This window comes from Candidatus Saccharibacteria bacterium (genome assembly GCA_017983775.1).
Lineage (GTDB): Bacteria > Patescibacteriota > Saccharimonadia > JAGOAT01 > JAGOAT01 > JAGOAT01.
On record JAGOAT010000002.1, the window covers coordinates 1 to 12844 of the forward strand.

General features: G+C 39.4%; 11 protein-coding genes and 1 tRNA gene. 5 read left to right on the top strand and 7 right to left on the bottom strand.

Going from position 1 to position 12844, the window contains the following annotated elements; genetic code table 11:
• The 5 genes from KA531_00295 to KA531_00315 form a co-directional block, all read right to left on the bottom strand.
• Positions 1–832 (bottom strand): glycosyltransferase (locus KA531_00295; GenBank protein MBP6005339.1); only part of this gene is annotated, 832 nt, incomplete at its 3' end.
• 9 nt (positions 833–841) lie between these two features.
• Positions 842–1789: a flippase-like domain-containing protein gene (locus KA531_00300; protein MBP6005340.1), complete on the bottom strand. Its 948-nt coding sequence runs from the start codon at positions 1787–1789 to the stop codon at positions 842–844.
• Positions 1789–2733 carry a glycosyltransferase family 2 protein gene (locus KA531_00305; protein ID MBP6005341.1) on the bottom strand — a complete coding sequence of 315 codons (945 nt, stop codon included), beginning with the start codon at positions 2731–2733 and terminating at the stop codon, positions 1789–1791. Before KA531_00305 ends, KA531_00300 begins: the two co-directional genes overlap by 1 nt.
• Before the next feature lie 53 nt (positions 2734–2786).
• Entirely contained in the window at positions 2787–4160 is a 1374-nt protein-coding gene (locus KA531_00310; GenBank protein MBP6005342.1) for a UDP-glucose/GDP-mannose dehydrogenase family protein, read from the bottom strand.
• A gap of 28 nt (positions 4161–4188) precedes the next feature.
• Positions 4189–4845 carry a VTT domain-containing protein gene (locus tag KA531_00315; GenBank protein MBP6005343.1) on the bottom strand — a complete coding sequence of 219 codons (657 nt, stop codon included), beginning with the start codon at positions 4843–4845 and terminating at the stop codon, positions 4189–4191.
• Between the two features lie 49 nt (positions 4846–4894).
• Between KA531_00315 and KA531_00320 the strand changes: the two genes are divergently transcribed.
• The 3 genes from KA531_00320 to rpoD all read left to right on the top strand — a co-directional run bounded on the left by KA531_00320 (position 4895) and on the right by rpoD (position 8511).
• A complete protein-coding gene (locus tag KA531_00320; protein ID MBP6005344.1) occupies positions 4895–5596 on the top strand; it encodes a class E sortase in 702 nt (233 codons plus the stop codon).
• Between the two features lie 124 nt (positions 5597–5720).
• Complete coding sequence (locus tag KA531_00325; GenBank protein ID MBP6005345.1) at positions 5721–7445, top strand: DNA primase; 1725 nt, start codon at positions 5721–5723, stop codon at positions 7443–7445.
• The gene (rpoD, locus tag KA531_00330) at positions 7420–8511 is read left to right on the top strand and encodes an RNA polymerase sigma factor RpoD (GenBank protein MBP6005346.1); all 1092 of its coding nucleotides are present in this window, start codon (positions 7420–7422) and stop codon (positions 8509–8511) included. The genes KA531_00325 and rpoD overlap by 26 nt, the downstream gene beginning before the upstream one ends.
• 236 nt (positions 8512–8747) lie before the next feature.
• Here the strand turns inward: rpoD and KA531_00335 are convergent.
• Positions 8748–8823, bottom strand: a tRNA-Ile gene (locus tag KA531_00335).
• Positions 8824–8906: 83 nt separating this feature from the next.
• Complete coding sequence (locus KA531_00340) at positions 8907–9104, bottom strand: hypothetical protein (GenBank protein MBP6005347.1); 198 nt, start codon at positions 9102–9104, stop codon at positions 8907–8909.
• A gap of 175 nt (positions 9105–9279) precedes the next feature.
• On the opposite strand from KA531_00340, the gene lexA reads away from it, so the two are divergent.
• Together lexA and KA531_00350 are read left to right on the top strand one after the other, a co-directional pair.
• Positions 9280–9897: a transcriptional repressor LexA gene (lexA, locus tag KA531_00345; protein ID MBP6005348.1), complete on the top strand. Its 618-nt coding sequence runs from the start codon at positions 9280–9282 to the stop codon at positions 9895–9897.
• 239 nt (positions 9898–10136) lie between these two features.
• A complete protein-coding gene (locus KA531_00350; GenBank protein ID MBP6005349.1) occupies positions 10137–12797 on the top strand; it encodes a hypothetical protein in 2661 nt (886 codons plus the stop codon).
• The last annotated feature ends 47 nt before the right edge of the window (positions 12798–12844 follow it).

The window sequence follows — 12844 nt, forward strand, 5'->3', positions numbered from 1 at the left end:
TTTCTTGGGTAGATACATAGGTTAGGTTATGGGAAATATTAAGTTGATCTAGTTGATTTATGAGCTGATCTTTATTACCCCAGGTTTCACCAACAATGTTGAGATGAATTCTGTCACGATCTACTTGAGAGAGCTTAGAGTAAGCTTCAATAAGAATATCTACCCCTTTGTAGGGGCGAATAAATCCGATAAAAAGTAACTCTAATTTCTTGTTAATAACTTTTTTGTTGGTTGGTTTTGGTAAGCCAGTAGGTGAAGGTAAACTTCTTGTTATGATTGGTTTATTGAATTTACCAATAACTTTTGTCAAATGTTGTGCATCTATTGAGCTATGTACAAGGTAGCCATCAGCCACCTTGAGTAGTCTTTCAGAAGTAATTCTTAGTACCTTATCGGGTATTTTCTGGCCAAGGATAGTAACATCATGGTCGTAGAGATTGTGGCAGATGAATACTACTGGAATGCCAGATTTCTGTAACTTCTTTGATATATACCAAAAAGCAGGTTGCCAAAATAGAGTCCACCAATTGATTAATACAGCATCTGGATTTTGGTTCTTGATCATAATGATTGTTCTTTGCCAAGATAGTGGGTTATTGGAGTCTAGGGTATAGTAAATATCTTTAGAGATCTTTTTGATTTCCTGGTAGTCTGTATTTCCAGGATATAAAAATTTCGGGTATTGTTTCTTGAAAGAGAATAGATCAATTTTCGCTAGTTTTTTTAAACTATCTGCTAGGTCAGTATTATATTGGACTATCCCACCACGATAAGGTGTAGTGGGACCAATGATTGATAATTTGAGACTGGGTTGATGGCTGTTGATTTGCATATTAGCTAGTTATTGGTGTTTTTTTGATTTATTAAATCTGATTAGATAATTAATTTTATTGTAATGTTTTGCAACAAGAATCAAGACAAAGATCATAAAAAGAAAAATCACATAATATGCTCGATCAATAATACTGGCTGCAATGATATCTTGAGTAGCTATTCCGTGTAATCTTTGGCTTAATACTAAAAAAGATTCTCGAAAACCGATTGCCCCTGGAGTCAGAGATACAAAGAGTGCCAGATTTGCTGCTCCTGTATAGATTAGAGATTGCTTATAATTAATTGGGTTAGAGCTGATGGCGGATAATTCTATATGATAGACCAATGAGCTAGCCAGTACCAACAGGCCAGTCATTAAACCGATCATCCAAAGGCTTTGGTTGTAGGGTTTTAGATTGCCTAGATAGCCCTTGACCTTTAGGGATCTTGATTTACCACTACGCTGATCTATGGCATAAACGATTAGTGGAATAAAAATAGCTATTGAGCTAGAGGCAATGACTATTTTTGGGTATTGTGAGAGCCCCGTAATTATCAGGATTAAGCAATTAATAAGAGCAAAGAATAAATAAAATATAAAAGTAGCATTGATAAATTGCCTGTACTTTACCTGATATTTCTTATTTAAATAGATTGCTCTAAAGCCAGGACCGCTTTGTAAGGGTCCAAAAAAGTTAACTATAGAAGAATATCCAGTCAAAAAAAGATTATCAATCAGTGGCGTTTTCTTATCCAGATAGGAGAGGGTGAAATGAAGAATTAGAGAGTTTGCTACAATAGTTAACGTAAAAGCTGCAGTAAGTTTAATAAGGGTTACTATAGAAAGATTAGAAAGGATTGAGAGAGTATCAGGGTTGCTATAAAGGTATAGCCCGAAAATGCTGATTGTCAGGATAACTACTCCTGAGATTGTAGCATTACGAATTTTTTTATTATGGATCAGTTGAGAAATCATTACTGATCTTCGTATTGCAATTTTTTGATTCTTTCAAGCTGATCTTCAGTCAGGGTACGGTTGGTTTGTAGCATATCGGCAATGATTAAAAGTGAAACTGATAATAGTGATCCAATTAACATTGTAGAACCAAATATCAATGACTGAAGGTGTCCATCTCCTTTTCCTTGAATTGTATACAGGGCATAGCGAATAAAGGGAATGCCCCCTAGAATCAAAAATATTATAGCAAGTCTACCAAATACTTTCTTGGAATGAAACATGATATAGCTACGCAAAATTGCAGAGGCAGATTTGAACATATGTTGCCAAATATTCTTGAACAATCTTGATTCTCGTGTTTTTGGGTTGGTGGTAATAGGAATACTAACAATCTTGAGATGTTTATTACCAGCTTGAATGATAGTTTCCATGCAGTAGCTAAACTCTGTAATTATATTGATTCTATAAAGCGAATATCGCGAATAAGCCCTAAACCCACTTGCTGCATCCGGTAGATCCGTTTGGGCTGCTTGGTTAACTAGCCAGCTGCCAAAGCGTTGCATGATTTTTTTGAACCCAGAGAAATCAGTGATTTGAGCTGTTTGCCTATCTCCTATTACGATATCGGCCTGAAGGTCAATGATCGGCTTTACCAGTTCGCCAATCATTGATTGGGGGTATTGATTATCTCCATCAGTATTGACGACTATATCAGCTCCATGTTTTAGGGCATAATCAACCCCATCATGGAAGCTGCGAGCAAGACCCATATTGCGTTTGTGTTTGACGAAATGTTTTACACCATAATATTTTGCTACATCGATAGTATCATCAGATGACCCATCATCTATCACTAAGACTTCAATTTGATCTATGCCAGTAATTTTTTTTGGTATGGATTCTAAGACTAGACCCAATGTCTTCTCCTCGTTGAGACAGGGTACCTGGATGAATAACTTCATATTCTTATAGTATATCTTAATCTTATGTCAATCTCAAAATGTAGAGTTCGCATCTACAGTCTTCTACCTACTCCCAGATATTGAATATGGTGTTTGACTAGTAATTTGGGATCATAAGCATTGATGGCATCTACTAGCAGACCTTTTTTGCCCAACAAAGCTATTATCTGGGATGGTGTTAAGTTGCAAAATTCTGGCCATTCAGTTGCGACAATGATTGCATCGGGACTCTTGGGAATTTCGGATATAGAGCTAATTATTTGAATTCTTGAGTCAAGATCATTAAGATTGTTCTTGTCGACTACTGGGTCAAATACTGTTACCCTAGCTTGATTTGTTGCACAAATGTTGGCCATTGCAATACCGGGTGATTTTCTTGTATCACTTGTGCCCGACTTGAACGATAAGCCCAGTATGATAATTTGTTTATTATTTAGAGTGGTTAATTGATCCTTGAGCTTGTCGATAATATATTTGGGCATATTGGCATTGATTGCTTGAGTAGATTGCATTAGTGCAAGATCAATGCCATATTCCTTGGCACTAGAGATCAGGCCACTAACATCTTTTGGGAAACAACCACCACCATAACCCCGTCCAGCTCTCAAAAAAGCAGAACCTATACGTAGATCTGATCCAATGCCATCCATTATCTCTACTACGTCAGCATTAACCCTATCAGATAATATGGCAATTGAGTTAGCAAAACTAATTTTCATAGCTAGAAAGGCATTTGCTGTTACTTTAATCAGTTCGGCACTGTTTATCTCTGTAGTGATATATTGACAAGTTTTGCTTTGTTGATCAATTCCAGTTAGTTTTGTAATGATTTGACGGCTTGACTCGATTTGCTTGTAGACCTTGATCAGGCTATTAATAGCGTTGGCGTTGTTACCCCCTATGACTGTACGGTCTGGATAGAGGCTATCTGCTATAGCAGTGCCTTCACGCAAGAATTCAGGGTTCGATAGATAGTCAATAGTGAAGCTAGATTGGTTAAAAATGTCAATTAGACGATAACCGGTACCCACCGGTACGGTACTTTTTTGGACGTAGATTGTATCTCTTTTGATATATTCTAGTGTAGTTTTGGCAGCTTCAAAAATATAATCTAGATTTGAGCTACCATCTGGGTTGTCTGGTGTGCCTACGCAAGAGAATATGATATCTGATTGTGATACGGATAAAGAATAAGAATCAGTCGGTAATAACATTTTTTTGTTTAAGCCTTCTTGGATTAATCTGTCCAAACCTTTTTCATAGAAAAAAGATTTACCCGATCTTATGATATCTAAACGTTCTTGGTTGGGTTCTACCAAGTAGGTTTGATATCCAGACTGAGCTAGGATTGCCCCAGTAGTCAGTCCGACGTAGCCAGCTCCTAAGATAGTGATAGTTGGTGTTTTATTGACATTAAGTCTAGACATTACAAGTCTTGAAACCTAAAAGCCCTTACTAGAGAACTCGATCCTTGATTAGGTGATAGATTGAAGGTAATACTGAAATAATAATAATCAAAATTGTAGTAGGCAGAAGATAGTCCTCTGCTTGAGGTATAGTACTGCCCAGTATAAAGCCAAGCCAAGTGATACCTATTGCCCAAAGTATTGCTCCAACAAGATTGAAGATCAGGAATCTTCTGTAGTGCATCCCACTAACTCCAGCTAAGATTGGTGCAAAGGTGCGGATGATTGGCATGAATCTAGCTATAATGATAGCTTTGCCACCGTGTTTATCATAAAAGCCTTGAGCTTTCTCCAGATGAGATTGCTTGAATACCATTGAGTCTTTGCGTTCAAAAATCTTTGGACCGACTCGTTTGCCAAAGCTATAGCCGACACTATCTCCAGCAACTGCTCCAATAAAAGTTGCAATTGATAAAAAGAAGATATTGAAAAATCCCTGTGAAGCTAAGAACCCAGCAGTGAAGAGTAGACTGTCTCCTGGGAGCATAAAACCGATCAGTAAACCAGATTCGGCAAAGGCAGTAAAGGCAATGATCAAAACCCCAACGATTGTGCCAAATTCTTTGGCTTTTTCGGCAATATTAAAAAATTCCAAGGCACCGATTGCTTGAATGAATTGGTTAATAGTTTCTAATATTAGTGACATCAAAGCTATTTTAGCATAAGTTTAGTGATTGCTATATAATACTAAATATATGGCAAGACTTAGGAAGCAAATTACTAGAGTTGATAAGACTCCAAAGTCCAGTTTAAGCAAAAGGTATAAAACTCTGAGGTTATTTAATGATCTGATTAGTGTTGTGATATTTTGTTTGGCTATTTATATCATAGTTACACCTTTTTTACCCGAAATCAGACTCAAGTTAGATCAGTGGCTACATGGTGACAATCAGCTAGTCTATCAAAGCGCTTTGGCCGGGGGCAATAATCAAGACTTGTTGCCAATTCCAGAAGTTAACACCTTGGTTATTCCCAAGATAGGAGTTAATGGTGAAGTTTATGAGGGTGCCGATGCCAGTACTTTGGAGCTTGGTATTTGGCGTAGACCAAATACTTCTACTCCAGACCAGGGTAGCAATACAGTGATAGTTGCTCACCGGTTTATGTATACCAGTGGTCCGAAGACCTTCTATCACCTGGACAAAATTGAGGATGGAGATAAGATTCAGGTTTATTGGCAGGGCCAGGAATATATTTATCAAGTTTACGAAACTGAGGTTGTTCCTCCGACTGCAGTTGAGGTAGAGGATCCAACCAATGATCCGATCTTGACTCTCTATACTTGCACGCCACTCTGGACAGCCAAAGATCGTCTTGTAGTTCGGGCAAAATTGATCTATGGTCCAGATAGTCAAGGTGTTCAGGAGACTAATTCAGTAGGAGATCAAGGATTATGAGAAGAGAGGCCACTAGGACATTATTGCTAATCTTGTTGCTGGGGATTACGATTGGGGTAATCATCTTGATGCAGAAAGGCTATGATGCAAACTTTACCAATACCTTCAACTAGGAGATCATCTGATGAGTCGCGCTGTTGAGCAGGTCAAAGAAAGAATTGACCTAGTCGAATATATCTCACGTTATCTAAGTCTTAAGCGTTCGGGTACTAACTACAAAGGTCTTTCACCTTTCAATCAAGAAAAAACTCCGAGCTTTGTAGTTACTCCAGATAAAGGTATCTGGTATGATTTTTCGGCTGGTTTTGGGGGTGATATTTTTGATTTTGTAATGAAGCTTGAGGGGATGGATTTCTATCAAGCCTTGAAGTATTTGGCAGATTTGACAGGAGTGGAGCTAGAGCCTAGACCAGAGGACAAAAAGAATCAGGTTGATAAGAGGTTGCTCTACCAGCTTAATGATTTAGCAAAGAATTTCTATCAACATCGTTTGCTCAAGAGCCCAGAAGCTTTGGAATATCTTAAGGGACGGGGTTTTAAGCGACAGGCAATAATTGATTTTGGGATTGGTTACGCTCCGGCAAGCGGTCAAGAGCTATATACTTTTTTGATCAACAAGGGTTATCAGGAACATAACCTTGTTCTAGCAGGATTAGTTGGTAGGGGTCAGAGGGGAGCCTATGATTTTTTTCGAGATCGGATCACATTGCCGATTAATGATTTTCAGGGGCGTGTGATTGGCTTTTCTGCCCGTTTATTGAAGCCCAAAGAGGGTGTTGGTAAATATATCAATACTGCCAATAGTCCTATCTATCAAAAATCTGAAGCTGTTTATGGAATTACCCAAGCTAGAGAGAATATCAGGAGCAATGATCAGGTGATAGTTGTCGAGGGCAATCTAGATGTAATTAGTCTAAATCAAGCTGGAGTTAAGTACGTAGTGGCTGGATCTGGGACAGCAGTTGGCCGAGGTCAGATTAAAATCCTGGCTCGTTATAGCTCAAATATTACCCTGTGCTTTGATGGAGATCGAGCTGGTAGACAAGCAACAGACAAATTAATCAAGGCAATTTTTGATCTGGATCTCAATCTCAAGTTGATTTTTATGCCTGCTGGTCAGGATCCAGACTCTTTAATTACCGAGGGATTGGAAGCTTGGCAAAAAGTGGCAGACCAAGTAGTGAGTTTGAGTGATTACCTTTTGATTAACAAGGCAAAAGATTTTGATCTGACTAGGGTTAGATCAAGACTCGAGTATCTTAGGGAGATATTTAGTTTCCTAGTTTATAGCAAGAGTCAGGCTGAAATTGAAAGTTATATTGAAGCCCTAGCTAAACGAACTCGACTCCCTAGGGCAAGCATTAGACAAGACTTTAATCAGTATCGAGTAAGTAATAGGTCTACTGAGGCTAATTCATCTGGGTCGGTTGTAATACCAGAAATCCCAAAGACCAATGCACTTGAAGAGGATTTATTGGCATTTATTTTAGTTTATCCTGAAATTTATCAAGACTTTCGTTCACTTGATTACTCAAAATTGTTGATAGATCAGGATCGGTTTGAGCAAATTATTACTCAGGATTTGTCAAAGGCTGATAAAAGTGTTAATCTACTAGTATTGAAAGCGCAGGAGCGATTTGCTAACCTGCCTATGCAAGACGCATTTAGTCAATATCAAAGTATAGTAGCAAAACTCAGAGATCAATGGTATGATTGGGAGTTAGCTGAAATAAGAAGCCAGCTAAATCAAGCTGAACTTGGGGGAGATCAGCCTACTAGTAGAAATTTGATTGAAAATTATCAAAAATTGTTAAAGGAGAGAAATGAGCGAAGAAAATCTAGAGCTTGACCAGATTGTTGATGCCTTGGTCAAGATCTATAAAAAAAATGGAACAGTTAATTACCAAGATATTATTAAGGTAGTACCTAATGTTGAAGATGATATTGAACTAATAGATCAGATCTATGCTAACTTACTTGAAAAAGGCATTGAGGTACGAGGTAAAAGTGAGGATGAGCAAGCAGCTGATTTTGGTGATGATAATGTTCGGGCAGGTGGTTATCTAACCGAAGAAGATTTTAGAGATATTTCTGATGATTCTATCAGGATGTATCTTAGGGAAATTGGTAAGATCCCATTAATTGATTCGGATAAAGAGGTCGAATTGGCTAAGCGGATCGAAGATGGGGATAGTCGTGCTAAATCTGAGCTGGCCGAAGCAAATATGCGACTTGTTGTCAGTATTGCCAAACGTTATGTCGGTAGAGGCCTAGATTTATTAGATTTGATTCAAGAAGGTAATATTGGGCTACTCAGGGCTGTTGAAAAGTTTGATCACACTAGGGGTTTTAAGTTTTCTACTTACGCTACATGGTGGATTCGTCAAGCGATTACTAGAGCTATTGCCGATCAGGCTAGAACCATTAGAATTCCAGTTCATATGGTAGAGACTATCAATAAGCTAGTTAGAACCCAGAGAAGAATGACCCAAGAACTAGGTCGTGAACCTACCAATAAGGAGCTTGGTAGAGCAATGGATATGGATCCGAAGAAAGTCGCTCATATCTTCAAGATTGCTCAAGAGACTGCATCGCTGGACTCAACAATTGGGGATGATAAGGATTCGACACTTGGAGACTTTATCGAAGATGGTGATACTCTCAAGCCAGAGGAAGCTACTTCTGCCCAGCTTCTTAAGGAACAGCTACATAGTGCTCTTGAGAAAGTGGTATCAGATCGAGAAAGGTTGATATTGAGAATGAGATTTGGTCTCGAAGATGGTAGAAGTCATACCCTGGAGGAGGTGGGCAAGTATTTTGGTGTGACCAGGGAGAGGATTCGCCAGATAGAAGCCAAGGCGCTTGCTCGATTGCGTAACAATCGAGACACTAGTAGGCTTAAAGAGCATCTCTAAAAATATCATAGAGTGGATTGAAGGATAGATCATCTATCTTGCCTGAGGTTATGATATTTATTTCGTAATAAAAGGGTGACACCGTACAAACTAGGCCATTTATTATATAGTTAAGATATCAATCCAAAACTTATCCCTAAAAAAGCCTAAGGTGTCTCCGGTATTGCGGGTATTGCGTACAGAAACAAAAAACCACTCCCCCCGTGATGAGAGAAGTGGTTCTAGAGAGGCAGTTGTGGTGGGTCTGGCTGGGATTGAACCAGCGACCAATCGGTTATGAGCCGACTGCTCTAACCACTGAGCTACAGACCCGTAAACCCTATTTTAGCCTAAAGTCAATTTTTTGCCAATTAAAAAGCCTCCCAGTAGGAGGCTTTTTCGCTAGATTGAATAATCTAGGCTTTTTTGAGGATCAAAAGACCAGTCTTTTGATTTTCAATCACTTGATAGCCTGCAGGTACTGCATCGATAGCACCCTCTTTGGCTTCCTTGGCAAAGAAGTAGATAGTTTGTTGTCTACCACCCTTGAGGGTTACTTCTCTACGATGAAGGTAGTAAGTTTGACCCTTTGAGTTAGTTTGTGAATAAGCCATATATTCCTCCTTGTTATTAATTGGCTATTACAGAGTGAACACTTCTGTATATGACTAGCATAGGTATCCATCAGGTTATTGTCAAGTAAATTTTGCTGATATACTTGTCAATTCGCTTAATGTTCGCTATAATTAGTCTGTATTATCCAATTAAGTATCAAATATGGAGGGAACAATGAAAGTAGCACTAACCAAAAAACAGCGTAAAGTCTTGGATTTTATCAATAAGTTTATCGAGAAAAATGGCTACTCACCATCTTTCCGTGAGATAGGCAGAGGCCTGAAGCTTAGCTCTGTAGCTACGGTTGCTCAACATATCAGAGCACTCGAAAAGAAGGGGATGATCAGCAAAGACAACAATGCAGCTAGGTCAATATTGCCAGTCGAGGATGATCAATTATTGGAGAGTGGAATCTTTTTGCCTATCATGGGGAGCATTGCTGCTGGTACACCGATAGCTGCTGTGGCTGATGGGAGCGAGACACTCGAAGTACCATCATTTATGATTAGTGGCAATAATAATTATGTTCTGAGGGTCAAGGGTCAGAGTATGATTGAAGATGGGATATTTGACGGAGACTATGTGGTGATCAAGGAGAATCAAGCTCCTAGAGATGGTGAAGTAGTAGTGGCCCTGATTGATGGTGGGGAAGTCACCCTCAAGAGGATTTACCATGAGACCAATAGGATTAGGCTTCAACCAGCCAATAGTAGCATGGAGCCAATCTATGTTGACAAGAAGACTAGCCTAGATATCCAGGGCGTAGTAGTAGGTGTGATTCGAAAGTATTAGAATAGTTTTTGGAGTGTAGATTCTGTATGACAAAAATAAATACACCATTGTGATTTCTAGATTCCTAGGCTTTATTTTCAGTAGAATATCGGAAAAAACTGATAATGACAGGAACATAAAGGGCGGTATTATCAAGAATGGACTAATAGGAAAATGTAGCTACCAGTCATCTTCAGGGCAGAGATTGGGAGACTATTTAGTCTTAACATATTTGGCTAGAGCGTGTTATAATACCCCTGATGAAACTTAAGAGGTTTGGTAAGCTGCTAATGAGGAGTGGATTGATCTCGCTATTGCTTTTGATGCTTATCAACCTAGCTCTACCCTTGGTAGGTAATCCTAATCAGTATGCTAATAAGATCAATCAATTCTCTAAGCTTGTTCAGCCATTAGTACCAACTAGCTATGCAATTTGTGTGGTAGATGGTGAGACTGGAGATCAGGATAGTGTAGATGCATGCGATGATGCTGGTGGTGAGTGGGTAGATAGCCTGGATGATCAAGCGCAAAGCGAGATCGATACTTGTTATGCAGGAGGCTTTAGTCTGGGCTGGATTATGTGCCCAATCATTGAAGGGTTTACCGGTGTGCTTAATTTTGTAGAGACTCAAGTAGTTGATTCACTAGAGAATGATCCAAAAGGTATTGAGGGACTTCAAAATTCTTGGATAATCTTTCGTGATATTTCAGCTGGAGGAATGGTTTTGGTCATAGTCTTTATGATCTTGAGTAGTGTCTTGAAGCCAGCTGGGGATGCTGGGAAATCTTACAACCTTAAGCGAACAGTACCTAGACTATTTATTGCTTTTATCGGCATATACTTGTCCTTTATGATATCAAGCTTGATACTAGACATTGGCAATATTATGGGTGAAATTATCAAGACAGTGATGAAGGAGCTTCCAGGCTTTGATGGTGGTGAAGTTAGACTGCTTGATTACAGTGGGGCAGGTACGGGATTACTCAGGTCGGCTATCGATGCAGTAGTCCTTGGGTTTGGTGTTTATTTTTTAGTTACAGGCATGCTTGGTGCAGCAGCGATCGGAGTGTTGTTTTTATTTTTCACGGTTGCAATCAGGAAAATATTAGTAGTATTATTGGTGCTATTTTCTCCTATTGCATTTTTGTTATTTGTATTACCTCAAACAAATGGGATATACAAGAAATGGTTTGAAAACCTTTGGCGCTTGAGCTTGATGTATCCAATGGTGATAGCGATTATTTATGGTTCAGAGTACGTGTCTTTTATTATTGCACAGCAGAATGATAATAAGGGAGCAGTAACTGACTTATCTGCTTATATCGGGTTTATTGTCAAGATAGCCCCACTTTTTATAATTCCAGCAACATTTAAGATGGCAGGGTCATTGCTCAGTTTTGCTGGGGGTAAGTTGAATAATTTACAAAATAAAGGCACAGGGGTGGTTAATAAGGCTATTAAGGATACAGTTTCTCAGCCTACAAAAGAATTAATTCAAAGGAAAGCTGTAGGCATCGTAGATAATCGCGAAGAAGGCAATAGTCGTCGGTTAAGATTTAAGAGAAAGGCTGCACGTTTAGCTTTTGGCCCGGGTGCTGTGTTTAGAGAAGGTGGTAATCTTAATTATTCCAAGCAGAGACAGGCTGTGCTAGCCAAGAATGAAGAACTAGAAAAAGCTGATCAGGATCTGTTTGCCGATCAGTGGAATTTGGGCAAGGAAGAAAGGGATGCATTAAAAAACGCCTTAGCCAATGGAAGGTCTTATAATGTTGAGAGGGATGGCAAGATTGTAGATACCAAAGAACCAGCTTCATCGAAATCCCGTATTTACTTCAATCAAAGGAAGAATTCTACCATCCATGGCGTGAAAAATAGTGACCTCAGGGCTGTCGAGGAACTTCATATCAAGAAAACAATATTTGGAGATTCTGGAGACCATAAAGAAGAAAGATTTAGAGCTGCGATGGAAGTCTTGTATAAAGATAACCCACGTTTGGTGCAGAGTGAGATCGATAAATACTTCAGCGAAGGAACCTTGAATGCAGCTGGTATAGAGGAGGCGCGTACTTCTGCTGTATTATTAAACTATGTTATAGCAAACGAAGGAAAGTCAATCAAGGATAAGGCAGCCTTCATTGTGAAGCCACCTAGCTCACTGAAGCCTGAAGAGATCGCTACACAACAGGCGGCATCAATTGAATTGATGACACGGGGTCATATACTTGATGAAAGTGGTAGAAAGATCATGCCCAATTCTAATGACGTCAGGGCTGCCTTAGATGATCCGCAATTAGCACAATTCTTTACGGCAAAAACAAGAGCCATGTGGGAAGATTTCCTGGCTACTAACCCTCCTACCAATACACGTCCTAGTGCATCAACATCGAATTCGGGAGCAAAACCAACTCCTGGCTCTAGCGCACCAGGCTCTGCCACCAGATCAGGTACTACGAATGCTGCTGCCAACAGATCAGGTACCCAGGGCACTACCGCGTCTCCTGTTAATATTCCAGTACCACCATCTGTTTATGCTAGCCTAGATGTTAACCAAAAGATTTTGCAGGGTGATAGTGGATTATCTGATGCTGTTAGGCAGATCCCAAGTATGCCCCAGCGAGTCAGTACTGTTATAGGCACTGCCCAGTCTATTAATAACGATACTTTGAGGAGGAACGCTAATGGCTCAAATCTGAGTAGAGAAATTGCCAGACAGGCAGACGCTGCTATGAGTAGTAGGAATATTTCAGGGATTAGTCAGATGAATGAGCAGCAATTTGTTGCTCAACATGGGGCTGATTTTGATACTCCAGCTGAGGCACAGACTGCCTACCGACAATTAGATGCCATAATAAAAACTATGGACATAAGTCGAGATCAGACTACTGGCGAGATTATTAGTGCTGAGTTTAGGGTACCATAGCATTTGATTGATAATTGATTTTGTGTTGATAAATCAGTTTGTTTTAT

Coding starts and splice junctions, on each gene's coding strand:
- KA531_00325 (MBP6005345.1), top strand. CDS start 5,721: ATGAGTCGCGCTGTTGAGCAGGTCAAAGAAAGAATTGACCTAGTCGAA.
- KA531_00305 (MBP6005341.1), bottom strand. CDS start 2,733: ATGAAGTTATTCATCCAGGTACCCTGTCTCAACGAGGAGAAGACATTG.
- KA531_00320 (MBP6005344.1), top strand. CDS start 4,895: ATGGCAAGACTTAGGAAGCAAATTACTAGAGTTGATAAGACTCCAAAG.
- lexA (MBP6005348.1), top strand. CDS start 9,280: ATGAAAGTAGCACTAACCAAAAAACAGCGTAAAGTCTTGGATTTTATC.
- KA531_00350 (MBP6005349.1), top strand. CDS start 10,137: ATGAAACTTAAGAGGTTTGGTAAGCTGCTAATGAGGAGTGGATTGATC.
- KA531_00310 (MBP6005342.1), bottom strand. CDS start 4,160: ATGTCTAGACTTAATGTCAATAAAACACCAACTATCACTATCTTAGGA.
- rpoD (MBP6005346.1), top strand. CDS start 7,420: ATGAGCGAAGAAAATCTAGAGCTTGACCAGATTGTTGATGCCTTGGTC.
- KA531_00300 (MBP6005340.1), bottom strand. CDS start 1,789: ATGATTTCTCAACTGATCCATAATAAAAAAATTCGTAATGCTACAATC.
- KA531_00315 (MBP6005343.1), bottom strand. CDS start 4,845: ATGTCACTAATATTAGAAACTATTAACCAATTCATTCAAGCAATCGGT.
- KA531_00340 (MBP6005347.1), bottom strand. CDS start 9,104: ATGGCTTATTCACAAACTAACTCAAAGGGTCAAACTTACTACCTTCAT.